At 59.1% G+C, this 25,281-nt stretch carries 23 protein-coding genes; 16 read left to right on the top strand and 7 right to left on the bottom strand.

Translation table 11 applies throughout. The features are described from left to right. From ACK4TM_RS10170 to ggpS, 8 genes are all read left to right on the top strand, one after another. Window positions 1–794 (top strand): transporter substrate-binding protein (locus tag ACK4TM_RS10170; RefSeq protein WP_409700648.1); only part of this gene is annotated, 794 nt, incomplete at its 5' end. Between the two features lie 124 nt (window positions 795–918). After that, the gene (urtB, locus tag ACK4TM_RS10165) at window positions 919–2,820 is read left to right on the top strand and encodes an urea ABC transporter permease subunit UrtB (protein WP_409700645.1); all 1,902 of its coding nucleotides are present in this window, start codon (window positions 919–921) and stop codon (window positions 2,818–2,820) included. 4 nt (window positions 2,821–2,824) lie between these two features. Then, window positions 2,825–4,024, top strand: coding sequence for an urea ABC transporter permease subunit UrtC (gene urtC, locus ACK4TM_RS10160; protein WP_409700642.1), 1,200 nt, complete (start codon window positions 2,825–2,827; stop codon window positions 4,022–4,024). Further along, the gene (urtD, locus tag ACK4TM_RS10155; RefSeq protein WP_409700639.1) at window positions 4,021–4,761 is read left to right on the top strand and encodes an urea ABC transporter ATP-binding protein UrtD; all 741 of its coding nucleotides are present in this window, start codon (window positions 4,021–4,023) and stop codon (window positions 4,759–4,761) included. Before urtC ends, urtD begins: the two co-directional genes overlap by 4 nt. 3 nt (window positions 4,762–4,764) lie before the next feature. Next, a complete protein-coding gene (urtE, locus tag ACK4TM_RS10150; protein ID WP_409700636.1) occupies window positions 4,765–5,460 on the top strand; it encodes an urea ABC transporter ATP-binding subunit UrtE in 696 nt (231 codons plus the stop codon). A gap of 478 nt (window positions 5,461–5,938) precedes the next feature. Continuing rightward, a complete protein-coding gene (locus tag ACK4TM_RS10145) occupies window positions 5,939–7,072 on the top strand; it encodes an NAD(P)H-dependent glycerol-3-phosphate dehydrogenase (RefSeq protein ID WP_409700633.1) in 1,134 nt (377 codons plus the stop codon). A 13-nt stretch (window positions 7,073–7,085) separates the two neighbouring features. Continuing rightward, window positions 7,086–7,847, top strand: coding sequence for an HAD family hydrolase (locus ACK4TM_RS10140; protein WP_409700630.1), 762 nt, complete (start codon window positions 7,086–7,088; stop codon window positions 7,845–7,847). Between the two features lie 2 nt (window positions 7,848–7,849). After that, entirely contained in the window at window positions 7,850–9,355 is a 1,506-nt protein-coding gene (gene ggpS, locus ACK4TM_RS10135; RefSeq protein ID WP_409700627.1) for a glucosylglycerol-phosphate synthase, read from the top strand. Window positions 9,356–9,358: 3 nt separating this feature from the next. Here the strand turns inward: ggpS and ACK4TM_RS10130 are convergent, their stop codons facing one another. The 4 genes from ACK4TM_RS10130 to ACK4TM_RS10115 are packed head-to-tail and all read right to left on the bottom strand — an operon-like array spanning window position 9,359 to window position 13,804. Then, on the bottom strand, window positions 9,359–10,219 hold the full coding sequence (locus ACK4TM_RS10130) for a PCC domain-containing protein (RefSeq protein ID WP_409700624.1): 861 nt from the start codon (window positions 10,217–10,219) through the stop codon (window positions 9,359–9,361). 8 nt (window positions 10,220–10,227) lie between these two features. Then, complete coding sequence (locus tag ACK4TM_RS10125) at window positions 10,228–11,817, bottom strand: acyl-CoA synthetase (protein ID WP_409700621.1); 1,590 nt, start codon at window positions 11,815–11,817, stop codon at window positions 10,228–10,230. After that, on the bottom strand, window positions 11,814–12,983 hold the full coding sequence (locus ACK4TM_RS10120; protein WP_409700619.1) for an acetyl-CoA acetyltransferase: 1,170 nt from the start codon (window positions 12,981–12,983) through the stop codon (window positions 11,814–11,816). The genes ACK4TM_RS10125 and ACK4TM_RS10120 overlap by 4 nt, the downstream gene beginning before the upstream one ends. Then, the gene (locus tag ACK4TM_RS10115) at window positions 12,980–13,804 is read right to left on the bottom strand and encodes an IclR family transcriptional regulator (protein WP_409700616.1); all 825 of its coding nucleotides are present in this window, start codon (window positions 13,802–13,804) and stop codon (window positions 12,980–12,982) included. The genes ACK4TM_RS10120 and ACK4TM_RS10115 overlap by 4 nt, the downstream gene beginning before the upstream one ends. Before the next feature lie 181 nt (window positions 13,805–13,985). Between ACK4TM_RS10115 and ACK4TM_RS10110 the strand changes: the two genes are divergently transcribed. From ACK4TM_RS10110 to ACK4TM_RS10095, 4 genes are all read left to right on the top strand, one after another. Beyond that, entirely contained in the window at window positions 13,986–14,990 is a 1,005-nt protein-coding gene (locus ACK4TM_RS10110; RefSeq protein ID WP_409700613.1) for a DctP family TRAP transporter solute-binding subunit, read from the top strand. A 66-nt stretch (window positions 14,991–15,056) separates the two neighbouring features. Then, a complete protein-coding gene (locus tag ACK4TM_RS10105; protein WP_409700610.1) occupies window positions 15,057–15,545 on the top strand; it encodes a TRAP transporter small permease in 489 nt (162 codons plus the stop codon). Further along, window positions 15,538–16,884: a TRAP transporter large permease gene (locus ACK4TM_RS10100; protein ID WP_409700654.1), complete on the top strand. Its 1,347-nt coding sequence runs from the start codon at window positions 15,538–15,540 to the stop codon at window positions 16,882–16,884. The genes ACK4TM_RS10105 and ACK4TM_RS10100 overlap by 8 nt, the downstream gene beginning before the upstream one ends. Before the next feature lie 23 nt (window positions 16,885–16,907). Further along, window positions 16,908–17,657, top strand: a complete 750-nt coding sequence (locus ACK4TM_RS10095) for an SDR family NAD(P)-dependent oxidoreductase (protein ID WP_409700607.1) — start codon at window positions 16,908–16,910, stop codon at window positions 17,655–17,657. Between the two features lie 38 nt (window positions 17,658–17,695). On the opposite strand, the gene ACK4TM_RS10090 is transcribed toward ACK4TM_RS10095, so the two are convergent. After that, window positions 17,696–18,493 (bottom strand): sulfotransferase family protein, encoded by a 798-nt coding sequence (locus tag ACK4TM_RS10090; RefSeq protein ID WP_409700651.1) that lies wholly within the window; start codon window positions 18,491–18,493, stop codon window positions 17,696–17,698. Window positions 18,494–18,622: 129 nt separating this feature from the next. On the opposite strand from ACK4TM_RS10090, the gene ACK4TM_RS10085 reads away from it, so the two are divergent. Then, window positions 18,623–20,200: a DUF5928 domain-containing protein gene (locus ACK4TM_RS10085; protein ID WP_409700604.1), complete on the top strand. Its 1,578-nt coding sequence runs from the start codon at window positions 18,623–18,625 to the stop codon at window positions 20,198–20,200. Between the two features lie 10 nt (window positions 20,201–20,210). After that, entirely contained in the window at window positions 20,211–20,573 is a 363-nt protein-coding gene (locus tag ACK4TM_RS10080; RefSeq protein ID WP_409700601.1) for an HIT domain-containing protein, read from the top strand. A gap of 43 nt (window positions 20,574–20,616) precedes the next feature. Here ACK4TM_RS10080 and ACK4TM_RS10075 read toward each other — a convergent pair whose 3' ends face one another. After that, entirely contained in the window at window positions 20,617–21,540 is a 924-nt protein-coding gene (locus ACK4TM_RS10075) for an ATP-binding cassette domain-containing protein (protein WP_409700598.1), read from the bottom strand. Window positions 21,541–21,626: 86 nt separating this feature from the next. Between ACK4TM_RS10075 and ACK4TM_RS10070 the strand changes: the two genes are divergently transcribed. After that, on the top strand, window positions 21,627–21,806 hold the full coding sequence (locus ACK4TM_RS10070) for a zinc-finger domain-containing protein (RefSeq protein WP_409700595.1): 180 nt from the start codon (window positions 21,627–21,629) through the stop codon (window positions 21,804–21,806). 38 nt (window positions 21,807–21,844) lie between these two features. Continuing rightward, complete coding sequence (gene polA / locus ACK4TM_RS10065; protein WP_409700592.1) at window positions 21,845–24,655, top strand: DNA polymerase I; 2,811 nt, start codon at window positions 21,845–21,847, stop codon at window positions 24,653–24,655. Between the two features lie 66 nt (window positions 24,656–24,721). Here the strand turns inward: polA and ACK4TM_RS10060 are convergent, their stop codons facing one another. Then, the gene (locus ACK4TM_RS10060; protein WP_409700589.1) at window positions 24,722–25,189 is read right to left on the bottom strand and encodes an Hsp20 family protein; all 468 of its coding nucleotides are present in this window, start codon (window positions 25,187–25,189) and stop codon (window positions 24,722–24,724) included. Between the last annotated feature and the right edge of the window lie 92 nt (window positions 25,190–25,281).

Here is a 25,281-nt window from a genome sequence, read left to right as displayed (position 1 = left end):
TTGCCCTGCTGGGCACCGATTATGTCTATCCGCGCACCACGAATGCCATCCTTGAATCCTATCTATTGTCCAAGGGCATCGCGCCTGAAGATATCTTCGTAAACTACACTCCCTTTGGTCACGCCGATTGGTCCACGATCGTGTCCGACGTTGTGGGTCTGGGTGCCGGGGGTAAACAGGTGGGCGTGATTTCGACCATCAACGGTGACGCCAACGTTGGTTTCTACACCGAATTGGCAGCACAGGGCGTCAGCGCCGATGACATCCCCGTAGTGGCCTTTTCCGTGGGCGAGGAGGAACTGTCAGGCCTGGATACATCACGTCTGGTCGGGCATCTGGCAGCGTGGAATTACTTCATGTCTGCCGATACGCCTGAGAACGAGGAATTCATTTCCGCGTGGCATGAATTTATTGGCAGCACGGACCGCGTAACCAATGATCCGATGGAAGCGCATTATATCGGCTTCAATATGTGGGTGAACGCGGTCGAGGCCGCAGGTACAACCGATGTAGATGCAGTGCGCGAAGCGATGTGGGGTCAGGAATTCCCGAACTTGACCGGTGGCATGGCGGTGATGAACGCCAACCACCATTTGTCCAAACCTGTGCTGATCGGTGAAATCCGCGCTGACGGTCAATTCGACATCATCAGCCAGACTGAAGAAGTCGCTGGCGAAGCATGGTCGCCCTTCCTGGAAGAAAGCGCCACTTGGACGAGCGACTGGCAGGAACTGGAATGCGGCATGTTCGACACCGCTACGGACACATGTGTTCAGCTGACGTCGAATTACTAAGCGACCTGGGATGCGGGGCCTTCGCTCCGCATCCCGCTTGATGATTCCCTATAAGAAAGCCTGCCTGATGTTGCGATGTCTCTGCGCCTTTGCTCTGATCTGGCCATGGATCTTTGACCCTTTGATGGCGCAGGATCGGTCAGACATAACATTGCAAAGTGTTTTGCAAGATCTGCAGGGCGATATTGCAAATCCGTCCCGGTCCACGGTTCCCAACGTGCTGGCTTCGCTGCTCGCAGCAGATGCGGCCAATACAGTTGCCTTCCTGCTGGCATGGTCAGACCGGACGGTAGTGCAACGCCCCGATGACGGTGCCTTCTTCTTTACCAGAGATGCGACAGGCGGCAACGTGACCCTGGTCGATATCGACACCGGTGCCGAGGTGGCCGTCGTCAGTACTCGCGATGTTACCCAGATACGCCCCAATGCGGGTGTTCGCCGTGAAATCGGTGCGGCACTCGTCGCGTTTGAATTGACGCATCCAGATGCGGATCGCCGGATGGCGGCACTTGCCTCCGCCGCACGCAGCCCTGATCCTGACCAGCTGCCCGCTATTCGCGCCGCCCGCGCGGAGGAAGAAAACAGCGCCATCGCCGCCCGTATGGACCGGCTGATCGCCTTGCTGGTTGCACGCTATGATCAGGACAGTGCCACAAGGGTGGGGGCAATCGGTGCCTTGCGCGGCGATGTCAGCACACCTGCCCGCAGTGTTCTCAACCAGCTTTTGCAGACCCGTGCGGATTTTGCCGAAAGCCTGCCCGAAGTGAACATTGCCCGGATCAAGATACCGGGTGACGATCTGCCGCTGACCGCCGCATATGCCGTTCTCGTCGCGGCTGACCTTGCTCCTGCAGCACCGGGGCGCAACGCGATCCGCGACGCCCTGCGCGCCAATGTCGGGGACGGACAGGTGGGTGGCGTGCCGGTGCATCAGTTGGACAATGATGCTGGCCGGCTCATCGCCTATCAGGCGCTGGAGGATGCAGGTGCGGTGCCGCCCATGGTGACTGCAGATGATATGGCCGCGGCGGTGTCGCAATATGTGTTTTTCGACGCCTATCTTGAACCCGACGCCGCTGTCACCCAAGCCGCCGAGGACGCGCGTGGCAGCACCAGCTTGCGCGTATCGGCTTTCCAATTTCTAAGCCTGTCACTGGACGCGCTGTCGCTCGCGTCGATTTTCTTCCTTGCCGCAATCGGCCTTGCGATCACCTTTGGCGTGATGCGGGTAATCAATATGGCGCATGGCGAATTCATCATGATGGGCGCCTATACCGGTTACGTCGTCCAGACGATCATCCCCAATTACACCGCGTCTCTGGCCGTGGCCTTGCCGCTGGCCTTTGCGGTGACCTTTCTGGCCGGCGTGGTGATGGAACGTCTTGTGATCCGGCATCTGTATACGCGCCCGCTGGAAACCTTGCTGGCGACGTTTGGTATTTCGATTGCCTTGCAACAATTGGCCAAGAACATCTTTGGTACGCAGGCCCGCCCGCTGACCGCACCCGATTGGCTGGCAGGCGCGATCCAGATCAACGATCTGGTGTCAGTGGCCGCCGTGCGCGTGGGGATCTTCGTGATGGCAGCCGCGTTTCTGCTGCTGCTTCTTTACATCCTGAACCGTACCCGTCTGGGGTTGGAGGTACGCGCCGTCACCCAGAACCCTGGCATGGCTGCCAGCATGGGGATCAACCCTGACAGGATCAACATGCTGACCTTTGGGCTGGGGTCCGGCATCGCCGGTGTCGCAGGTGTCGCCATCGGGCTGGTTGCGCAGGTCACATCCGAGATGGGGGCGAATTACATCGTGCAAAGCTTCATGACCGTCGTGGTCGGCGGTGTCGGGTCGGTGTTTGGCACGCTGGCAGGGGCCGCGCTGATCGGGTCGCTGCAAAAGGGTATCGAATGGTTCAACCCGGCCAATACGTTGGCGGCGCAGACATTCATGGTGCTGTTCATCATCCTATTCATTCAATTCCGGCCCAAGGGTATCGTCGCCCTCAAAGGCCGCGCGGCAGGGGATTGAAGCCATGACCACCATGACGACCCGACAAACTACCACCCCGCGCCGCAGTTTTCTACGCGATAACCCGTCCGTTTTGTGGTTCATGGGGCTGCTGGGGCTATTTACCCTGATCGTGACCCTGCTGTCCGAAGGCATGGGCACCGGGATCATTTCCACCAATCTCGTGAAAATTCTTGGCATGACGCTGTGCCTTTGTCTGATCGCCATCGCGATGGATGTCGTCTGGGGTTATTGCGGCATTCTGAGCCTCGGGCATTTCGCCTTTTTCGGCCTTGGTGGTTATGCCATCGGCATGTGGCTGATGTATGCGCGGACCGAGATCGTGATCCGCGACAGCCTTGGACGCGGCACGATCCCGCCGACCGAACGTGAGGTGTCGGAAGGCGTGGCGTCACAGATTTTTGGTGTGGTAGGCAGTTCCGACTTGCCGCTGATCTGGACCTTTGCCGGATCACTGCCTGCGCAGCTGGCGCTGGTGGTGCTGGTGCCGGGGCTTCTGGCGCTGGTCTTCGGCTGGCTTGCGTTCCGCAGCCGGGTGACGGGCGTTTATCTGTCGATCCTGACGCAGGCGATGACGCTGGCACTGTCGCTTTATCTTTTCCAGAACGATACCGGATTGCGCGGCAACAACGGCCTGTCGGGGCTGCAGAACATTCCCGGTGCCTTGCACGTGCCGCAATCCATCATCTCAGTCTGGTTTTTCTGGGCCTCGGCCTTTGCACTTGGCGCGGGCTATCTGTTGTTCGCTTGGGTCGTGTCGGGCAAGTTCGGGTCCGTCATCCGCGCGATCCGCGACAATGAGGCGCGGGTGCGGTTCCTTGGCTATAACGTCGAAGGCTACAAACTGTTTGTCTTCACCCTGACCGCTGTCGTCGCGGGCATTGCCGGGGCGCTGTATTATCCGCAGGCGGGCATCATCAACCCCGCCGAAATCGCGCCTATCGCGTCGATCTATCTAGCGGTCTGGGTCGCCATCGGCGGCAGGGGGCGGCTCTATGGTGCTTTGATCGGGGCTGCGTTTGTGTCGCTGCTTTCTAGCTGGCTGACAGGCGGTGGTGCGCCCAATGTCGATCTGGGGCCGTTCCGTATCGTCTGGACCGATTGGTGGCTGGTGTTGCTGGGCCTCGGCTTTGTCGCGGTCACGCTTTTCTTTCCCAAGGGCATCGGCGGGTTGTTTGATTATCTGGTAAGGAAACAGCCATGACCACCTTGCTGGAAGTATCTGGCGTCAGCGTCACCTTTGACGGGTTCCGCGCGATCAACAATCTGTCGATTGCGATTGGCGAGCCGGAATTGCGTGCCGTCATTGGGCCCAATGGGGCGGGCAAGACGACATTTATGGATATCGTCACCGGCAAGACACGACCGGATGAAGGCAAGGTTCTCTGGGGTGAAAAATCCGTCGATCTGGTGAAGCTGTCCGAAAGCCAGATCGCCAAGGCAGGGATCGGGCGCAAATTCCAGAAACCCACCGTGTTTGAGGATCAAACCGTCCGCGCCAATCTTTCGATGGCGCTGAAAAACAATCGTGGGCCGTTTTCGGTGCTGGTGTGGAAAGCATCCTGTGCCGACAATGCGCGCATCGTGGAACTGGCCGAAGAAGTGGGGCTGGCCAACCGCCTTGACCATCGCGGGGGCGATCTGAGCCATGGTCAAAAGCAATGGCTGGAAATCGGGATGCTGCTGGCGCAAGACCCAAGGCTGTTGTTGGTCGATGAGCCCGCAGCGGGCATGACACCGGCGGAACGCGAACATACCACCGACCTGCTGAAGCGCGCGGCAAAGACGCGGGCGGTCGTCGTGATCGAACATGACATGGAATTCATCCGCAGGCTAGATTGCCGGGTGACCGTGCTGCACGAAGGGTCGGTGCTGGCCGAAGGATCATTGGATCATGTCACGAGGAATCAACAGGTCATTGATGTTTATCTGGGGCGCTGAATCATGCTGAACGTGAACAATCTGACCCTGCATTATGGTGCCTCGCAGATCCTGTGGGGCGTGTCGCTTGCCGCGCGGGCGGGGGCGGTGACGGCGGTGATGGGCACAAACGGCGTGGGCAAAACCAGCCTGTTGCGCGCAATTGCGGGCCGCCACCCCTATTCGGGCGGGACCATCAGGCTGGATGGGCAGGTGCTGGACCACCCGCGCGCAGCACAGGCCGCGCAGGCCGGTATCGCCTATGTCCCCCAGGGACGAGAGGTGTTTCCCCTGCTGACCGTGACTGAGAACCTGCAAACCGGCTTTGCCTGCCTGCCACGGTCTGACCATCAGATCCCCGACCGGATCTATGAACTGTTTCCCGTGCTCAAGCAGATGAAGGACCGGCGTGGCGGTGATCTGTCAGGCGGGCAACAGCAGCAGCTTGCCATCGCGCGCGCGCTGATCGCAAAGCCCAAGGTCCTGCTGCTGGATGAGCCGACCGAAGGCATCCAGCCCAATATCATCAAACAGATCGGCAAGGTGATCGAACTTTTGCGGGACGAGGGTGAAATCGCCATCGTGCTGGTCGAACAATATTTCGATTTTGCCTATACGCTCGCTGACCAATTCTGCGTGCTGAACCGGGGCGAGGTGGTGCTGTCGGAACCCGCCGGCGCTGTCAGCCGCGAGGACATTTTACAGCGCGTCTCGATCTGATCGCCGGCGTTCCGGGCTTGGTGAAGAACCCGACGATCACACCGCAACCCTGATGAGAGCGTGCATGTCAAAAAACGACATCACTTCACTTGCGGAAGGCTCCGAGAGAATGTGGCGCATCATCACTACTTGCCGCACCGCCAGCGTGTGGGTGGTCGGAGCGTATTCGGAAAATTATCATTTTATTTCAATAATTAAGATGAAGATGAGTGAGACAAAACTGATCTGATGTTCGGCGATCAGCCTTGCGCGACCACCCGCAAATAGCTTTTTCAATGCCCGGCATTTGCCCGTGGCGCCTAATTTTCGGGCTGTTTTCTGATCCCGCCTGCGCCTGAATGTCGTTTTCTGACAAGTTCTCTTGAAGCCTCGTGGCGTTCCGGTCACCTTGGGCCCACGGCAAACGAGTAAAGCGCGACGGCGGACCGGTGCCTGACCCGGTCCCAGAACACGCAAGGAAAAGGTGGATGACCACGCAATGAATGCATTAACGCTGCCCCCCAGACCCAGCCTGCAGAGCCGACCATATGACCGTATTGCAGTGATCGGCGGCGGCGCCTGGGGCACTGCGCTTGCCTCTGTTGCGGCAACGGCGGGGCGCGACGTGACGCTGTACACCCGCCGCACAGCGGTTGCCGATGCGATCAACGCGACCCACCGGAATGATGCCTATCTGCCCGATGTGGCCCTGCCGCCGCAACTGTGCGCGACTGCTGATCTGCAGGTGGCGCTGGCCGGGGCAGATGCCGTCATGCTGGCGGTGCCATCGCGTGCGATCCGCAGCATGGCAGCGCAGGTGGCAAAATTCATCGCACCCGGCCTGCCCGTGGCGATCTGCACCAAGGGCATCGAACCTGCCACTGGCTTGCTGATGACGCAGGTCGTTGAACAGGAAATCGGCAATGCCCGCCTTGGTGCCATCTCTGGTCCGACCTTTGCGCGCGAAACCGCCCTCGGGCATCCGACTGCGGCGACCGTGGCGTTCCCCTTTACCTATGCCGACCGGCTGAGCCCGCACGAAAGTGCGGCGGCGCGATTTGCCATTTCGCTCAGCTCTGCCGCGTTCCAGACCTATATCTCTGACGATCTGGTGGGTGTGGAAATCGGCGGTGCCGTGAAGAACGTGATCGCCATAGCATGCGGGATGATGACCGGGGCTGGCTTTGCCGAGAACACTCGCGCCGTGCTGATCACCCGCGGCATGGCCGAAATGAAAGCTTTGGCCGAGGCGCTGGGTGGCAGTCGGGAAACCGTCACTGGGCTGTCCGGTGCGGGCGACCTGACGCTGACCTGTTCCAGCGCCACGTCGCGCAATATGTCGCTGGGCCTGCAGCTGGGTCAGGGCACCCCACGCGCCGATTGTTTCGAGGGCCGCGCCGTCGTGGTCGAAGGTGAGGTGAACGCCGTTTCGGTCACGGATCTGGCGCGACGGGTGGGTGTGTCGATGCCCATCTGCGAAACCGTCAACGCGATCCTGAACGGTAATCTGGACCTCAAGGCGGGATTTCATAAGCTTTGGACCCGCCCGATCGAGGGAGAGCCGAAAGGGCTTGAAATCCTGCTGGCGAACCCGGTCCACATCGCCGCAACACAAGGTATCCAAAAACTCTGATATGACTGACAACATGACTCAACTGGCCGACTGCCGGATGGTGCTTGCCACCGATCTTGACGGAACATTTCTGGGCGGCAGTGACGCCGACCGCGACCGTCTTTATGACTGGCTGGAAAAGAACCGCAGTACGGTTGGGCTGATCTTTGTGACAGGCCGCGATCCGGGCTTCATTCAGGATCTTTGCGGCGCAGGGCGTATCCCTTGGCCCGATTATGTCGTCGGTGATGTCGGCACCACCATCGCGCATGTCGATCCAGGCGCTGGCCTGACGCCCATTTCAGCGCTGGAGGCTGATATCGCGGCCGCCTGGGATGACCGGGGGCCAAAGGTGCGCGCCGAACTGGACGGGCATCCGGGCCTGACCGTGCAGCCCACCGCTTTTCGCTATCGCGTCAGCTATGACATGCAGCCCGATCTTTTCGACGAAAGCGCTGTGCGGACTGTCCGGGATCTGGGTGCGGATGTGTTGATGTCCGACAACCGGTTTTTCGATGTGCTGCCGCGCGGTATCAGCAAAGGGCCATCGTTGCTGCGGCTCATCGATCACCTTGGGGTCGATGTCGCATCTGTGCTGGCGGCGGGTGACACATTGAACGATCTGTCGATGCTGGTCGCAGGTACCCCCGCTGTCGCTGTGGGCGGGTCAGAACCGGCCCTGCTGGAAGCGCTGCCGCAATCGGGGCGTATCCACCGCGCTAGGGCCATCGGTGCCGCAGGCATTATCGAGGCAATCAGTGTATTCGATCTGCACCCGATCACGAAAGAGGTATAAAAATGGCATCCGATTTCGTCATCGTCTATCATCGCCAACCCTACGAAGAGGTTGTCGTCGACGGCAAAACCGAATTGCGCGAAAATTCCAGCCCGAATGGGATCGTCCCGACGCTGAAAAGCTTTTTCGGCAAGGCTGACCATGGTGCCTGGGTCGCGTGGAAACTGGCGGAAGACCCCGCCAATCCCACCTTTGAACGCGTGATCGAGATCGAGGATGCCCACGGCAGCTATACCGTTTCCCGCCTGCCGTTGACCGCCGAACAGGTCAGCAGCTTTTACCACATTTCCTCGAAAGAGGCGTTCTGGCCTATCCTGCATTCCTTCAAGGAAAAATATAACTATGATCCTGTCGATTGGCCCACATTCCGGGAAGTGAACTGGGCCTTCGCCGAGGCAGCGGCGAATGAAGCCAGCACGGGCGCGCGTGTCTGGGTGCATGATTACAATCTCTGGCTGGTGCCAGGCTATCTGCGGCAACTGCGCCCCGACGTCGTTATCTCGTTTTTCCACCACACGCCGTTTCCGGCAGCGGATATGTTCAACGTGCTGCCATGGCGCAAAGAAATCGTGGAAAGCCTGCTGGCCTGTGACGTGGTGGGCTTCCATATCCCGCGCTATTCCGCGAATTTCCTGTCTGTCGCCAGCAGTATGTTCGATGTGACTGCCCAAGAACGCCGCCCTGTCGACCCAGACCTGATCTTTGAAGGCACCGCGCTCAGCGAGCGTCGCGCGCCTACACTGATCGCGTATGACGGGCGTGAGATTTCCATCAGCTCATCCCCTGTCGGTGTCGCCGTCGATTTCATCGAAGAGCGTGCGAATGATCCCAAGGTACAGGCAAAGGCGCAAGAGATCATTAAGGCTATGGACGGCGCGAAGCTGGTGATTTCGGTTGGGCGCACCGATTACACCAAGGGCGGTATTCAGCAGTTACAAAGCTTTGAACGTATCCTTGAGGCGCGTCCCGACCTGCGCGGCAAGGTCCGGCTGATGCATGTCTCGGTCAGTGCCAACCGGAACATGACCGCCTATGAAGATATCCAGTCCGGGATCGAAGAAACCGCAGGCCGGATCAATGGCCGCTTTGGCACGCTGGGCTGGCAACCGATCACGCTGATTTCCCGCGCGATCCCGTTTGACGACCTGATCCAGTATTACCTTGCGGCGGATGTCGCGTGGATCACCCCGCTTGCGGATGGGATGAACCTTGTGTGCAAGGAATACGTCGCCGCACGCACCGACGATGACGGCGTGCTGGTGCTGTCGGAATTCGCCGGTGCCGCGGTTGAACTCGGCGCAGCCGTGATCACTAATCCATTCTCCAGCCGGTCGATGGACAGTGCGATCCTTCAAGCCCTTGAGATGGAGCCAGAAGAACGGCGTGAACGGATGCGGGCGTTGCGACGCATGGTCAAACGCTTTTCAGTCTCCGCATGGATGGCAGATCAGGAGACTGAATTTACAGCCGCGCTCGCGCGCAAGCCTGAGGCGAGCGAAGCACAGTGATAGTTACGTCACGGTCGCGGTAAGTTGCGCGGTTGGCTTTTCGCAGATCATTAGCACTTCTGCGGTGACACAAATCGCGTTTGTGTCCTGTGCCAGCATGCCTTTCTTGGCGCGTCCGTCAAATCCGACCGAAGCGACCTGAAGCCGCACCGTATCGCTTGCGATTTGCCCCGCCAGGATCAGGATTTCAGTGGCAAAGCTCTCGACGTCTTGCCCTTTCTCAAACCTGGTGCCGACAAGGCTACCGATCCCCTCGATCCGTGCCGACTGGATATGTTGTTGCCGCGCAAAGGCCACAAGGGCGGCACCAATGTCCTGATTGGGCCGGAGTGTGATCAGGAAAGCGTGTTTGTGGCAGGTGGCCGCCTGTACCTTGGGCCGGAAGAGGGTGAAGTTGGTTTCGTGGTCGGGGCACCCAACAAACCCCGCGCCGATGATGCCCCATCCGCTGACCGTGCAATCCTGCGCAAGAACGCTATCCTCGCAGAGCAGATGTCCGGCGTCGGCGACGGCATCGGGGCTGTCCCAGACGCCATGGCAATGCAGAAATGGCTTGCCATCACGCAGGCCAAGATGGACGCCGCCATGCCTGACCCCGGCCGCGTTGAATCTATGTGTATCGCTGTACCATGCCGCATGGCTGTCGTCAGGCGCGGGGCCCGGCGTGACGAAGGTCAATGGCGCGAAAAAGCTCCCGTCCAGCCGCAGATACCCAAAGTCAAAGCCAGCCTGCAGAAAAGCGTTCGGCACCGCATCGGCAAGGCTTTGTCCGGCGTGAAGGGTCAACTGGACGGGGGTCGCCTTGCAGGGCAGCGCGGTGACCCTTTCCGGGGCGGCGGGACCGGGGTGGATAATCAGGCGCATGGGCGAGATCACCCGGTCTGCTCTGGCAATTGGCCGCGCGCTTCCAGTTCGTCTCGGATCATTTTCTTGGTGATCTTGCCATAGGCCGATTTTGGCAGGGCATCCCACAGCACCGCGTGACGCGGTAGTTTATAGCGCGCCAGTTGCGGGGCAAGCCATGCCAGCAGGGCATCCGGCTGTAACTGCGCCTGTGGGTGCGGCACGCAGACGGCCATCCCGACCTCGCCCCAGACCGGGTCGGGCACGCCCAGTACGGCGACTTCGGACAGATCGGGGTGCTGCAACAGCTTTTCCTCAATCTCGCGCGGATAGATGTTGGACCCGCCCGAGATATACATGTCAGATGCGCGCCCGGTCAGATAGACAAACCCCTGCGCATCCATATGGCCCAGATCACCGGTCAGGAACCAGCCATTGCGAAAGCTCTTCGTATTCGCTTCGGTATTGTTGAAATACCCCGCAAAGACCGCAGGACCGATCACAGCGATTTCACCGGTTTCGCCGATGGCGACTTCAGCGCCTTGATCGTTCTGGATCTGCACCTGCATGCCGGTGCGCGCAAAACCGCACGACCCGATCCGCATCTTTGCATCGTCGCTGTGATGCTCGGCAGGTGGAAGGACAGTAATGTTGCCGGTTACCTCGCCCAGACCGAAATATTGAACCAGCACCGGCCCCAGTTTTTCCAGCGCATGGCGTTGATCGGCGCGGTACATCGGCGCGCCGGCATAGATGACATACCGAAGACTGTGATGGTCATGCTGATCGACGCCGGGATGTTCGACCAACAGTTTGACGATTGTCGGAACGGTGAACATATTGGTGACCCGCCAGCGCGCGACCATCGCCCAAATCTCGGCCGGATCAAACTTTTCGCCGGCGGGCAGGATGGTTTTGACGCCATGCGCCACCTGCGCCAGCTGATGGATGCCCGCGCCATGTGACAAGGGCGCCACAACGAGAGACGCATCATCCGGCCCAGTGGCGGGCATCAGATCGCACAGATGGTTGGTGATGACGAAAGCCAGTTGGCCGTGGGTCAACACAGCCGCCTTGGGTTTGCCTGTGGTGCCGGACGTGAAAAAGAACCATGCCGGATCATCGCGCTGCACGCTGATTGTGACGGGTGCTGCCCCGCGGTGCCGGTCGATCAGGTCTTCGTAATCCTGCCCCAGATTGATCGTCGCGTCGACATACGCGGCGCAGCCGGCGGCATGTGCAGGGAATTGCGCACCGCATAACAACAGTCGCGCGCCTGACGATGCGGCAAGCCAGCCCAGATCATCTGGCGACAGACGGTAATTGGCCGGCACCCAGACCGCCCCGATCCGCCAGCAGGCGAACATCGCTTCGAACATCTGGTTGCTGTTGGCCGATTGCACCAGCACGCGGTCGCCTTTGGCGATGCCGTAGTCCTGCAACAATGTCTGGGCAAAGGCACCGGCACGCTGTTCCATCTCGGCCCAGGTCCAGCTTTGGTCGCCCCAGATGAAACCCGTGGTATCCCCCAGACGCCGCGCGTTTTCGGTCAGAAGATGCGACAGGTTCATCACGCGGGTCGAAAACGGCGTCATGCCCTGCGACAGATCCTGCCTCATTTCACGCGTTCCATGATTGACACGTAATTTGCCACCGCAGCGCCACCCATGTTGAACACGCCGGCCAGTTTGGCATCAGGGATCTGCATGTCGCCCGCATCACCCATCAATTGCATCGCTGCCATGACATGCATCGACACGCCGGTCGCACCGATCGGATGGCCTTTGGATTTCAGCCCGCCCGATGCGTTGACGGGAAGCCGACCGGTCTTATGGGTAATCCCATCGCGGATCACGCGGTGCCCCTGACCAGATTCTGCCAGCCCCATCGCCTCGTATTCCAGCATTTCGGCGATGGTGAAACAATCATGGGTCTCGACGAGGCTCAGATCATTAAGGGTCAGGCCTGCGGTTGTCAGTGCCTCTGTCCAGGCCCGGCGCGCACCGGCAAATTCCAGCACGTCGCGGCGGGACAGGGCGATGATATCATTGGCATGGACATGCGCCCGGAACCCGATGGCACGCTGCATCGTCGCGGCGGTTTCCGCATCCGCCAGCACCAGCACCGCCGCCCCGTCGGACACAAGCGAACAATCCGTGCGCCGCAGCGGCCCCGCGACACGCGGATTCTTGTCAGATATGGTATTGCAGAAATCCACGCCAAGATCCTTGCGCATATGGGCATAAGGATTGGCCAGCCCATTGGCATGGTTCTTTGCGGCGATCATCGCCAGCTCTTTGGACCGGTCCCCGTAGCGCTGGAAATAGCTTTGCGCAATCTGCCCGAACAGCCCGGCGAAGCCGCCTTCGACCTCCACCTCTTCCGCGCGGTAGCTGGCGCCAAGCAGGATGTCACCGACCTCGGCATTGGGTGTCGCGGTCATCTTTTCCGCGCCTACGACCAATGCGATGCGCCCACGCCCCGCCGCGATGAAATCCATTGCACCAAATAGGGCGGCAGACCCGGTGGCGCAGGCGTTTTCAAAACGCGTCGCGGGGGTCCGCGCGAACCGATCGTCGCCCATCGCCACCAGCGCGGCCTGAAAATCCTGTTTGGAAAAGCCGTTGTTAAACACGCCGACGAAAATGCCGTCGACAACTTCTGCGTCAATCTGCGCATGGGACAGCGCCTGCGCGACGGCTTCGGCCATCAGGCTTTCGGTATTGGGGTGGTCGGATTTGCCAAAGGCCGTGTGACCCCAGCCAATAATCTGTGCCTGTGTCATCCTGCGGCTCCTTCTGTGTGCTTGCCTTGCGTGCCAGCCGTGGCAAAGCGGGTTTCAATCAGCCGGGCTTCGGCTTGCAATAACTGCGCCAGCTCGCTGCGACGCGGTTCTTTCATGCGACTTTCCACGGCAGCCAGGGACAAGGCACCGACCAACTGCCCTTGCTGCCCGCGCAAGGCGATCCCTAGTCCCCAGCTATCTTCGAAGATCAGGCCGGGGTTGACGGCGACGCCGCTTTGGCGCGCTTGCCGCATCTGGGCGTGCAACCTGTCGGGCGGCAAACGCGGATAGCTGGTGATCAGTTCCTCTTGGTTCGATGCGATCACCGCCTCTGCCTCTTTTGCGGGCAAGGCGGCCAGCATTGCCAAAGATCCCGCCCCCACGCCCAGAGGATGATGCGCGCCGGGCATCAGCGCATAGGTGCGGATCGGATGCGCGCCCTCTTCGCGGTGCAGGCAGACAGAGTAACGCCCCCGCCGCACCGACAAAAACGCGGCATCGCCTGTCACCCGCGCGAGCCGCTGCAGGCTATCGATCGCCTGCGCGAGCAGCCCGTGCCGGTCTTGTGCCAACAGCCCAAGAAGATACGCCTCTTCACCCAGATGATAGGCGCGTGTGCCTGGCGATTGTTCCACCATCCGGGCACGTATCAGCGCCAGAACAAGACGCCGCACCGTGGCCTTGTTCAGCCCGGTCTCAGAAACCAGCGTCGACAGCGTGATCCCCGTTGCCGAATGCTGCCCGATCAGGGACAATAAGCCCAAAGCCCGGTCAACGCTTTGCGCGCCGCCGAACATCGTCTCTTCGCCATGGTGCTTCATAATATGGACCGCTTTCGGGCACCCTACGACGTGGGTTTATTCATGTTTCGTTCAATTTTGATTTTATTCCATGCTGATTGCAAGTTTTTCTTGCAATCAGCAAAAATCACGGTCCACTATTTGGCAAGAACAGCGGCCGAGGGGTGGCGGCCGCATGTTCATCATTCAACGGGAGGAACGAATGAAGTTTTCACGGATCACAGGAACGGCCTTGGCGGCAGGCTTTGTCGTCGCCATGGGTGTCAGCATGGCAAGCGCTCAGACGCTACGTCTGTCGCACAATACCGGCGACACCACGACATGGCATCAGGGGGCAGAACGCTTTGCCGAATTACTGGCTGAACGCAGTGACGGTGATCTGACCGTGCGCGTATTCCCAAATGCGCAGCTTTCGGGTGGCGACCAGATGCGTCAGGCTGAAATGGTTGGTCGTGGCGCGCTTGACCTTGTGGTGACCTCTGCGATCAACGTGACACCTTTGGTGCCGGAAATGGCAGTGTTTTCGTTGCCGTACCTATATTCCAACTATGATCAGGTTGATGCCACGACGCAGGGCGCACCCGGGCAGAGAATGGCAGATATCCTGCTTGAACGCGGGATCGTCGTGCTGGCTTGGGGCGAAAACGGCTTTCGCGAAGTGACCAACAACACCCGTCCGATCCGCAGCCCCGAAGACATGCGCGGGCTGAACATGCGCGTGGCAGGGCCGATGTATATCGACGTGATGAACGCACTGGGCGCAAACCCTCAGCAGATGCAATGGGGCGAGACGATGTCAGCCCTGCAGCAAGGCGTCGTCGATGGGCAGGAAAACCCGATTGGCGCGGTGATCATTCCCCAACAGGTCTATGAGGTGCAGAAATACCTGACTGCATGGCATTATTCTTATGACCCGATCTTTCTGGGAATCGCGCAATCCGTCTGGGATGAATATGATGCAGATCAGCAAAGCATGATCCGCGAAGCCGCCCAAGAGGCGATGGCCTATCAGCGCGACATCACCCGCGAAGGCACAGCGGAGGGCATCGCCTTTTTGCGCGAACAGGGCATGGAGGTGTATGAACCGAGCAACGAGGAACTTGCCGCGTTCCGCGAAGCCACGCAACCGGCATTTGATCAATGGGCCGAACGGGTCGGGCCGGAAATTGTCGGCATGTTCCAGGACGCCATTGCCGCCGCAAATTAAGAACACATCCAGACCCCCGGGGCCGTGTTGCACAGCCCCGGGCTTTTTCCGTCAGAAAGCATCGCCATGATCCGCCTTGTGCTGCGCGACTTTGAAAAGATCGTCTGCGCCATTCTGTTTCTGGCGATGACAGCCTTGGGTTTTGCCAATGTTGTGGTCCGCTACGGCACCAATTATTCCTTCGCCGCGACCGAGGAACTATTGGTCAACGGCTTTTTGCTGCTGACCGTCTTTGGCGCGGCCGTTGCAGCCCGACGGGGCGAGCATCTGGCCGTCGGCCTTGTGCATGACATGCTGCCGCGTACCCTCTGGGTGCCGGTCCTGTGCCTGTCGATCTGCCTTGCGGTGATGCTGCTGCTGCTGTCGGCATGGTTCTCGTGGGAAGCGATGATGAACATCAGGCGGGTCGGCATGCAATCGTATGGACTCGGCTTGCCGGCTTGGTATTATCAAGCAGCCTTGCCCTTTGGTTTTGCCCTGATCACCTGGCGCTATCTTCAACATGCATGGACAGTTCTTCGCGCAGGGCCGCAGGCCACGGTCGATCATGTTTGAAGCGTTGGGCATCACTGCCGCAGGCACGCAGATGATCATCGTGTTCTTTGTGCTGCTGGCGCTGCGGGTGCCGGTCGCCTTTTCGCTTGGCCTGTCCGCGATCTATGCGATGTGGAAGATCGGGTTCGGGCTGGACCTTGCCGGTGACCTGATCGCTACCGGCATCACCAAATTCTCGCTGCTGGCGATCCCGTTCTTTATCCTTGCGGGCACCTTGATGGGCAGCCTTGGTATCGCCGAACGCATGATCCGTTTTTTCAGGGTCGCTGTTGGTGGCCTGCCGGGCGGGATGGGCATGGTCGGTACGGTGGTTTGCCTGTTCTGGGGCGCGGTCAGCGGATCTGGCCCCGCATCTGTCGCGGCCATCGGTCCGATGATCATCAAAGGCATGGAGGAAGACGGCTATGACCGCGCCTTTGCCGCCGGTCTGGTGGTAACAGGGGCGGCCTTTTCCATCGTCATCCCGCCGTCTATCGGGCTGGTGATCTATGGGGTGATTGCAGAAACCTCAATCTCTCGGCTGTTCATCGCGGCGATCATCCCCGGTATCTTCATGGCGTTGACGATGCTGGCGGTGTTGCCCTTTGCCCGCCGAAACCCGCCGAAGGCCGCTGCCGCGCCGACCAGCGGCACCCTGCATGCGCTCAGCCCCAGCCCTTATCCGGGCAACAACCGGCGCGATGCGCTTTGGCAGGCGTTTCGTGACAGTTTCTGGGGGCTGATGACGCCGGTCGTCATTCTGGGCGGGATCTATTCGGGAATCTTTACACCGACCGAGGCCGCGATTGTCGCCACCGTCTATGCGCTGCTGGTGGGCGCGCTGGCCTACCGGACCCTGAATGCCAAAGTGCTTTATGACGCGCTGGGCAGTGCTGCGGCCTCTTCCTCGGTGGTCATGCTGATCGTCGCCTATGCAAGCCTGTTTGGCTGGGTCGTCACCGTCGATGATCTGGTCGGCAGCTACTCCGGCGCGCTGCTGGGGTTGAGCGACAATGGCTGGGTGATCCTGTTCGTCATCATGGTGATCCTTTTGATCGCAGGGATGTTCATGGATCCCGTCACCGTGATGTTCATCGCCTTGCCGATCTTTCTGCCAGTGGCGCGGGAAATGGGCTGGGACCCGGTATGGTTCGGCGTTCTCGTCATGGTCAATCTGGCGATCGGGTTGATCACTCCACCGGTCGGGATCAATCTTTACGTCGCCGCAAACGTGACCAAGCTCAGCATCGAACGGGTGGCTTGGGGCACGATGCCATTTCTTTTGGCAAGCCTTGGCGGCATTGTCGTTGTCGCCTTGGTGCCGCAGATGTCGCTGATGCTGGTCGATTGGCTGCGTTAGCAAGCTTGGATAGGAATATAATCATGCAGACAGCAATCGTCACGGGGGCCGCACGCGGCATTGGTCTGGCCACAACAAAGCTGTTTTTGGCCGAAGGTTGGCAAGTCGCAATGGTCGACCGCGACGCGGAGGCGTTGATGCAAGCCGCGGAAGGGCTTGCCAATGTCAGGCCGATGACGTGCGACGTGTCACAGCCAGACCAGATAGACGCCATGGTGGCCAAGGTCGCCGATAGCTTTGGGCGCATCGACGCATTGGTCAACAATGCTGGGGTCGCCGATTTCCGCCCTCTGGAGGAAACGGATCTGTCGGTCTGGCGCAATGTCATGTCAGTCAATCTTGACGGTGTCTTTCTGACAACGCAGGCCGCATTGCCGCATCTGAGAGCGACCAAGGGCGCAATCGTCAACATCGCGTCAATCTCTGGTCTTCGCGCCAGCACGTTGCGCGTGGCTTATGGCACGTCGAAAGCGGCTGTCGTGCACCTGACAAAGCAACAGGCCGTCGAGCTGGGCGAATGGGGCGTGCGGGCAAATTGCGTCGCGCCCGGGCCCGTGGATACCAAACTGGCGCTGGCGGTTCACACACCGGCGATCAGGGCGGCCTATCATGACGCAATCCCGCTGAACCGATATGGTACAGAACGTGAAATCGCGGAGGTGATCGTCTTCTTGTGCTCGAAACGTGCCAGCTATGTCACCGGACAGGTGATCGCCGTAGATGGCGGGTTTGATGTAACAGGTGTAGGACTGCCTGCACTACGCGGGGACTGACCAAGTGCCATTCGGGCACCTTGCCAAAAGACTATCACTTATTGACCGAGTTTTGCGTGAACCTCGTCTAGATCAATCTCACCAACGGGCATCTTATTGGCAGGGTTTTCGAAGTCATACTTGAACAGACGAAAGTCGCGTTTGTACATCTCATAGACCAGATGCATTGACAGATCGTCAAAATAATCCTCGACCGGGTGCAGGCGTTTTGGGCCGTGCCCTTCGCTTTCGTTGAAACGCGGGATCGTGGCGAGGTCGATGACATGCGGGGTCGTGGCGCGGTCGAGGACAATCTGCATACCTTCGTTGAATTTTTCCGTCCAGAAGATGTGGTCGTAGCGCCCGCCGTTCACGATATAGGTCGAAATATGGCCCGACATCGCTGACCAATGGATGTCTGGTTCCATCGGACGACGCCAGCGGATCGTGTCCCGTGCAAAAAGCAAAAATCGTCGGAAGCTTTTGATCTGGTCGAATTCAAAGCCGTTGTCCGGATCGCCGACCTCTATCCCGTATTTCTGGACCAGCAGGGGGACAAGATTGCCACGATAATATTTGCCGTTGCGCTGCACGCCGCAGATCTTATCGAAAAACGACGACAGGATGCGGGTGTAGGGATTGCGCACGCAGGTGAAGGCAAAGCTTTTATGGGCCGTCACGTTGTCATGGATTGGTTTCTGACTTTCATCCAGCGCCCATTTATGGATGCCGGATTTGGCGTCGTGAATATCGCCGTCATAGAACCTGCCGTGATCTCCGTAATACATGATCTGCCCGATTGTCGAGCAGGCGCATTTCGGCACAACGCGGTAAACCATGCTTTCGCTGGTGGTCATCCATGTTCCGGGAAAATTGGCCAAGGTCGTTCTCCTTTGTCGTATAACAAGCAAAGAAACCCTGTCACTTCAATGTCTCTTCGCGCTAAGTGACATAAGAAAGAGTGTTTTCCCGTCAGGACGATGAATATGGCACGTGTCGCCTTTATCCTGCTTTGTCACAAGGACCCCGATGCCGTGGTCCTGCAGGCCACGCAATTCACCGCTGCGGGGGATTATGTGGCAATCCATTTCGATGCCTCTGCATCGGATATGGATTACCGCAGGATCAAAGATGGGCTGGCAGATAATCCCAATGTCACCTTCGCCCGCCGCCGCGTCAGATGTGGCTGGGGTGAATGGAGCCTGGTCGAGGCAACCTTGCGGACTGTCGCCGCTGCAGAGGCCGCATTTGAACGGGCCACCCATTTCTATATGGTTTCGGGCGATTGCATGCCGATCAAGTCTGCCGGTTTTGTGCATCGCTTCCTCGATGATCATGACAGCGATTTCATCGAGAGCTTTGATTTCTTCGAAAGCGACTGGATCAAGACCGGTTTTCGCGAAGAACGTCTGATCTATCGTCATTTCTTCAACGAACGCACCCAAAAACGCCGGTTCTATACCTCTTTCACCATTCAGCGTCGCTTGGGCCTGACCCGTCCGGTGCCGGTGGATATTCAGGTCATGATCGGCAGCCAATGGTGGTGCCTGCGCCGTCGCACGATCGAGGCCTTGTTGGCATTTACCCGGTCGCGTTCTGATGTGGTGCGTTTCTTCCGCACCACCTGGATTCCAGATGAGACGTTTTTCCAGACGCTGGTCCGTCACCTTGTGCCGGGCAATCAGATCGAAAACCGCACGCTGACATTTCTGATGTTCACCGATTACGGTATGCCAGTGACTTTTTACAATGATCACGAGGAAATGCTGCTGACGCAGGATGCCTTGTTTGCCCGTAAGGTCAGCCCTGAAGCAGCCGCCTTGAAATCCGCATTGGGCGCGCTCTATGCCAGTGACCGGATGGATTTCACGATCGCGCAAGACGGGCGCAACCTTTTCCGGTTTCTGACCGAACGCGGTCGCAACGGTCGCCGCTTTGTCCCTCGGTTCTGGCAGGCCGAGACGACCTTGGGCCGGGGCCGTGAATTGCTCATCATCGCCTGCAAGAAATGGCATGTCGCCAAGAGACTGACAGAATCGATTCGCATGCATACGGATGTTCCTGCGTTTGACTATCTGTTCAATGAAGAGGATACGGCGCTGCCGGAACTGGGAGGGATAGAGAAAAGCCTTGCCAAACGCGGGCGGCACCGCCGCGCCTTTATGCGGATGTTGTTTGACCATGCCGCCAGTGATCGGGTCGTGGTTTGCGTGGATACCTCCAGCCTCGATATGATCACGGATTTCTTCACTGATCGCGCCACCGTCCGCATGCTGGAAATCGAATGCGATTTTGCGGATGATTATCTTGTGGGCCATGCGATCCGGGTTGGTCTTGCCGGTCCGCAGACATCTTCGGCCACTTTCGCCCGGCTGCTGCCGACGATTCGCAGTGACATGATCTATGAACGCGAAGCGATCCGTGATGTCGGGTTCCAGAACACCAGCCATATTCGCGAAACCGCAAGTATCGCTGAAAATGCTGCAGCGCTTGCCCGTTTCCTGAGCGTCGATATGGTGGTGGCAGAGCGCCTTGCGCAGACGCCATATCTTTTTGTTGATTGAGGAACCACCAATGAAATTCGCCTATGACGACCAGAACATCTTTGCCAGGATCCTGCGCGGCGAGATCCCGAACAAGACAGTGTACGAAAATGACCATGCGCTGGCGTTTCAAGACATCAATCCGCAGGCCCCGGTGCACGTGCTGGTGATCCCCAAGGGCCCGTATATGAGCCTTGATCATTTTGCGCGCGATGCGTCACCGGATGAACAGCTGGGTTTCATGCAGGCCGTGGCCGAGGTGTGCCGGATCAGCGATCTTGACGATGGTTTCCGTGCCATCGCCAATGCCCGCGCACATGGCGTGCAAGAAGTGCCACATTATCACATGCATATCCTTGGCGGCCGCCCGCTGGGGCGGATGTTGCAAGGCTGACGGCCCGTTCCGGTAAAACAGGCTTGGCGCAGATAGGATGTTCCTATGAGGTCAGTGAAAGGAAGACATCTTCCAGATCGGCCTCGCGGCTTTGCACATCTTTGATCGTGATGCCTGCATTGCGGACGAGTGATAGGATCGCATCGGCGGGCGTGGTGCCGGCGCTATAGGTAAAGCTGAGCCGCCCGTCATCATGATGCTGGCCGGTGATGCCTGTCGGCAAGGCCGGCAAAGCGGCGGGCCCGGTCGGCGTGATCACCAGCGTTTTGCTGTCAAGCCGCCCAAGTAAATTTGCTGTGCTGTCGCGGATGACCACCTCGCCATGATTGATGATCGCGATATCGTCGCACATGGCTTGGGCCTCTTCGAGGTAATGCGTGGTCAGGATGATAGTCATCCCGTCCTCATTCAACTTGCGCACATTTTCCCAAAGCATGTTGCGCAGCGCGATGTCGACACCTGCGGTGGGTTCATCCAGCACCAGAATCTGCGGGCTGTGTACCAGCGCTTTGCCTAGCAGCAACCGCCGCCGCATGCCGCCCGAAAGCGAACGGGCATAGGCATCGGCCTTGTCTGCAAGCCCGATCAGCTCAAGGATTTCCTTGGTGCGCCGTTGTGATTTCGGCACACCGTAAAGCCCTGCCTGTACGTCTAGCGACCCTCCGGGTGTAAAGAACGGATCAAGGTTCGGCTCCTGTGGCATGATCCCGATAGCGGCCCGTGACTGGCGCGGGTTTTTATCCTGATCAAAGCCCCATATTTTTACTGACCCGGCAGATTTCACGACAAGTCCGGCCAGAATATTGATTAGCGTCGATTTTCCCGCACCATTCGGCCCGAGCAGCCCGAAGATTGATCCGCGCGGGATGTTCAGGTCGATTCCCTTCAGCGCCTCATGCGCCGGGGCGCGTTTGGTTGCGGCATAGGTCTTTTTCAGCCCGGTGATTTCGATTGCGTTGTCGGTCATGCTGGTCTTTCCCCTGTGCCGTCGCTGCGGTATAGGAAGACACATAAGGCGGGCAGCGCCCCGCGGCAATCAGACAGGCCAGACCAATGACCACACCAGCCCCGGAAACCCGCATTGTGAACGAATGGCGCGTGGCCTGCGATGGCGGCGAAGGCGGGCTTGGCCATCCGCGCATCTGGTTGCAGATTCCCGACCAGCGCGGCTGGGTCGAATGCCCCTATTGCGATGCCCGCATCATCCACAAGGATTTTGAAGGCAAGGTCTGACCACCGTCAGCTTGCACCCCATTTCACGGAGATCAGACATGGCACCCACATTCGGCAAAGGCTGCCATCTGCATCTGATTGATGGCTCTGCCTTCATCTTTCGTGCCTATCACGCGCTGCCGCCCCTCACGCGCAAATCCGACGGTCTGCCTGTCGGGGCTGTCAGCGGTTTTGTGAACATGCTGCAACGCTATGTCGAAAATAATTCCGGCGCCGATGCCGCGACCCATGTGGCGGTGATTTTCGACAAGGGCAGTCACACGTTCCGCAATGATATGTTCGATCAGTACAAGGCCAACCGCGACGCCATGCCAGAGGATCTGCGCCTGCAAATTCCGCTGACGCGTGCCGCGACACGCGCGTTCAATATCGCCTGTGAAGAGGTGGAAGGGTTCGAGGCCGATGATATCATTGCCACCCTTGCACATCAGGCGCGACGTGCGGGTGGCCGGGTCACGATCGTCAGTTCCGACAAGGATCTGATGCAGCTGGTCGGTGAGGGCGTCGAAATGCTCGACCCGATGAAAAACAAGCGCATCGACCGTGAGGGTGTGTTCGAGAAATTCGGCGTCTATCCTGAGCGGGTCGTCGATGTGCAGGCGCTGGCGGGCGATTCGGTGGACAACGTGCCGGGCGCACCGGGGATCGGGATCAAGACCGCCGCCCTGCTGATCAACGAATTCGGCGATCTGGAAAGCCTTCTGGACCGCGCGGGCGAGATCAAGCAACCAAAACGCCGCGAGACTTTGGTAGATAATCGTGCGCAGATCGAGCTGTCAAAGAAGCTGGTGCAGCTAGATTGCGATATGGTGCTGGATTTCGGGCTGGACGATCTGGAAATCCGCCAGCCAGAGACTGAGGTGCTGTTGGCTTTCCTTGCAGAGATGGAATTCCGCACCGTCACGAAGCGCATCGCCGACAAACTGGGTGTGGAAGCACCGGCCATCGAGGCGGCAGCGCCAGTGGCGACCAGCACGATGCCAGAGGTGGTGCCATTTGATCCCGACAGCTATGAGTGCGTGCGCGATGCCACGGCCCTGCAGGTCTGGATCGACCGGATTTACGAGGCGGGGCATGTCGCGGTCGATACCGAAACCACCGGGCTGAATGAAATGCTGGCCGATCTGGTCGGTATCTCGCTTTGCGTCACGGCAGGGCAAGCCTGCTACATTCCGCTGGCGCATAAGGCGGGGTCGGATGATCTGTTCGGGTCAGACGAACGGGCCGATGGGCAGATGGCTATGGACGAATGCCTCACGCTGCTCAAACCCGTGCTGGAGGATGCAAGCATCCTGAAAATCGGGCAGAATATGAAATACGATGCCAAGATTTTTGCGCTGCTGGGTATCAAAGTTGCGCCCATTGATGACACAATGCTGATGTCCTATGCGATGCATGCGGGGTTGCATAACCACGGGATGGATGTGCTGTCGGAACGCTATCTGGGGCATACCCCGATCCCGATCAAGCCACTGCTGGGCAGCGGTAAATCCGCTGTCACTTTTGATCGCGTGTCCGTGGACGATGCCGTGAAATATGCCGCCGAGGACGCGGATGTCACGCTGCGGCTGTGGCAGATTTTCAGAACGCAACTGCATCAGAGCCGTGTCACTACCGTCTATGAAACGCTGGAACGCCCGCTAGTGCCGGTGCTGGCGCGGATGGAAATGCACGGCATCAAGGTTGACCGCGACACGCTGTCGCGGATGTCCAATACCTTTGCCCAGAAAATGGCCGGGCTGGAGGATGAGATCCAGCAGATGGCGGGCCGCCCGTTCAATGTCGGCTCTCCGAAACAGCTGGGCGAAGTTTTGTTCGATGAACTCGGCCTTGCGATGCCTGATGGCAAAATGCCCGCCAAGGGCAAGACCGGCGCCTATTCCACCGGCGCAGACGTGCTCGAAGACCTTGCAACGATACACGATCTGCCGCGTCGCATTCTGGACTGGCGGCAATTGTCCAAGCTGAAATCAACCTATACCGACGCACTGCAAGGGCATATCCATCCCGATACGGGCCGTGTGCATACATGCTATTCCATCGCAGGGGCGATCACGGGGCGGCTTGCCTCGACCGATCCGAACCTGCAGAATATTCCGATCCGGTCGGAAGAGGGGCGGCGCATCCGTGAAGCCTTTGTAGCGGATACTGGCAATGTCATCGTCAGTCTTGACTACAGCCAGATCGAATTGCGCATTCTGGCGCATATCGCGGGGATCGATGCGCTGAAACAGGCGTTTCTGGATGGGATCGACATCCACGCGATGACCGCCTCGGAAATGTTCGATGTGCCGCTGGATCAGATGACGCCCGATATCCGCCGTCAGGCCAAGGCGATCAATTTCGGGGTGATCTACGGCATTTCGGGCTTTGGCCTTGCGCGCAACCTGCGGATCCCGCGCAGCGATGCCCAAGGGTTCATCGACCGCTATTTCGAACGCTTTCCGGGCATCCGCAAATATATGGTGGATACCGTGGCCTTTGCCAAAGACCATGGCTATGTCCAGACTCTGTTCGGACGCCGGATCAACACGCCAGAAATCAATGCCAAAGGCCCGCAGGCGGGTTTCGCCAAACGCGCCGCGATCAACGCGCCGATTCAGGGCACCGCCGCCGATGTGATCCGCCGCGCGATGATCCGGATGCCGGATGCTATCGCCGACTTACCCGCCAAGATGCTCCTGCAAGTGCACGATGAACTGATATTCGAGGTCGATGCCAGCGCTGCCGATGATTTAATCACAGCCGCCCGCGCCGTCATGGAAAACGCCAGCGACCCTGCGGTGAAGCTTGATGTCAAACTGGCGGTCGATGCAGGCCAAGGCCCGAACTGGGCCACGGCGCATTAAAAAAGGCGCCGGTGAATCCCAGCGCCCCATTTTTATTTCGGTAAATATTTCCGCGTGAGTGGCGGATCAATTTACCGCCTTGGCATCAACCAGATTGGCCTCGGTCTTCTCACCGGCGGCAATCGCGATCCGGCGGGGTTTCAACGCTTCGGGCACTTCGCGGATCAGGTCGATATGCAGCATGCCGTTTTCATGCAAAGCGCCGGTGACCTGCACGTGATCCGCCAGATGGAACCGGCGTTCAAAGGCGCGGGTCGCGATACCGCGATGCAGGAATTTGCGTTCGGTATCATCCTCGGCCTTGCGGGCGGTGACATGCAGCGCGCGGTCTTTCACCTCGATCGCCAGTTCATCGGAGGCGAAGCCAGCAGCGGCAATGGAAATCCGCCAGCCGTCATTGTCGGTCTTTTCGATGTTGTAAGGGGGATAGGAATTCTGGCCGACATCCGTGGCCAGCGCCCGGTCCAGCAAATCGACAATCTGGTCAAAGCCGACGGTGGCTCGGTAAAGCGGGGTCAGGTCGAAACTACGCATCTTGGTCATCCTTTTTCGTAAGCGATAACAATGGTTAGGCCTTCCGATATCGGACAGGCCGGTGATCCGGGGCCCGTCGTTGGCACCCCGAT

Origin of the sequence: Yoonia sp. (assembly GCF_046292185.1) — a bacterium.
Classification (GTDB): Bacteria; Pseudomonadota; Alphaproteobacteria; order Rhodobacterales; family Rhodobacteraceae; genus Yoonia.
The sequence above is the reverse complement of the archived record's forward strand: the minus strand, read 5'-3'. Positions and strand labels throughout refer to the sequence as shown.

Coding starts and splice junctions, on each gene's coding strand:
- ACK4TM_RS10060 (WP_409700589.1), bottom strand. CDS start 25,189: ATGCGTAGTTTCGACCTGACCCCGCTTTACCGAGCCACCGTCGGCTTT.
- ACK4TM_RS10075 (WP_409700598.1), bottom strand. CDS start 21,540: ATGACCGACAACGCAATCGAAATCACCGGGCTGAAAAAGACCTATGCC.
- ACK4TM_RS10070 (WP_409700595.1), top strand. CDS start 21,627: ATGACCACACCAGCCCCGGAAACCCGCATTGTGAACGAATGGCGCGTG.
- urtC (WP_409700642.1), top strand. CDS start 2,825: ATGACCACCATGACGACCCGACAAACTACCACCCCGCGCCGCAGTTTT.
- ACK4TM_RS10140 (WP_409700630.1), top strand. CDS start 7,086: ATGACTCAACTGGCCGACTGCCGGATGGTGCTTGCCACCGATCTTGAC.
- ACK4TM_RS10105 (WP_409700610.1), top strand. CDS start 15,057: ATGATCCGCCTTGTGCTGCGCGACTTTGAAAAGATCGTCTGCGCCATT.
- ACK4TM_RS10130 (WP_409700624.1), bottom strand. CDS start 10,219: ATGCGCCTGATTATCCACCCCGGTCCCGCCGCCCCGGAAAGGGTCACC.
- ACK4TM_RS10110 (WP_409700613.1), top strand. CDS start 13,986: ATGAAGTTTTCACGGATCACAGGAACGGCCTTGGCGGCAGGCTTTGTC.
- ACK4TM_RS10115 (WP_409700616.1), bottom strand. CDS start 13,804: ATGAAGCACCATGGCGAAGAGACGATGTTCGGCGGCGCGCAAAGCGTT.
- ACK4TM_RS10095 (WP_409700607.1), top strand. CDS start 16,908: ATGCAGACAGCAATCGTCACGGGGGCCGCACGCGGCATTGGTCTGGCC.
- ACK4TM_RS10085 (WP_409700604.1), top strand. CDS start 18,623: ATGGCACGTGTCGCCTTTATCCTGCTTTGTCACAAGGACCCCGATGCC.
- urtE (WP_409700636.1), top strand. CDS start 4,765: ATGCTGAACGTGAACAATCTGACCCTGCATTATGGTGCCTCGCAGATC.
- urtD (WP_409700639.1), top strand. CDS start 4,021: ATGACCACCTTGCTGGAAGTATCTGGCGTCAGCGTCACCTTTGACGGG.
- ACK4TM_RS10100 (WP_409700654.1), top strand. CDS start 15,538: ATGTTTGAAGCGTTGGGCATCACTGCCGCAGGCACGCAGATGATCATC.
- ACK4TM_RS10080 (WP_409700601.1), top strand. CDS start 20,211: ATGAAATTCGCCTATGACGACCAGAACATCTTTGCCAGGATCCTGCGC.
- ACK4TM_RS10090 (WP_409700651.1), bottom strand. CDS start 18,493: ATGACCACCAGCGAAAGCATGGTTTACCGCGTTGTGCCGAAATGCGCC.
- urtB (WP_409700645.1), top strand. CDS start 919: ATGGCGCAGGATCGGTCAGACATAACATTGCAAAGTGTTTTGCAAGAT.
- ACK4TM_RS10125 (WP_409700621.1), bottom strand. CDS start 11,817: ATGAGGCAGGATCTGTCGCAGGGCATGACGCCGTTTTCGACCCGCGTG.
- ACK4TM_RS10120 (WP_409700619.1), bottom strand. CDS start 12,983: ATGACACAGGCACAGATTATTGGCTGGGGTCACACGGCCTTTGGCAAA.
- ACK4TM_RS10145 (WP_409700633.1), top strand. CDS start 5,939: ATGAATGCATTAACGCTGCCCCCCAGACCCAGCCTGCAGAGCCGACCA.
- ggpS (WP_409700627.1), top strand. CDS start 7,850: ATGGCATCCGATTTCGTCATCGTCTATCATCGCCAACCCTACGAAGAG.
- polA (WP_409700592.1), top strand. CDS start 21,845: ATGGCACCCACATTCGGCAAAGGCTGCCATCTGCATCTGATTGATGGC.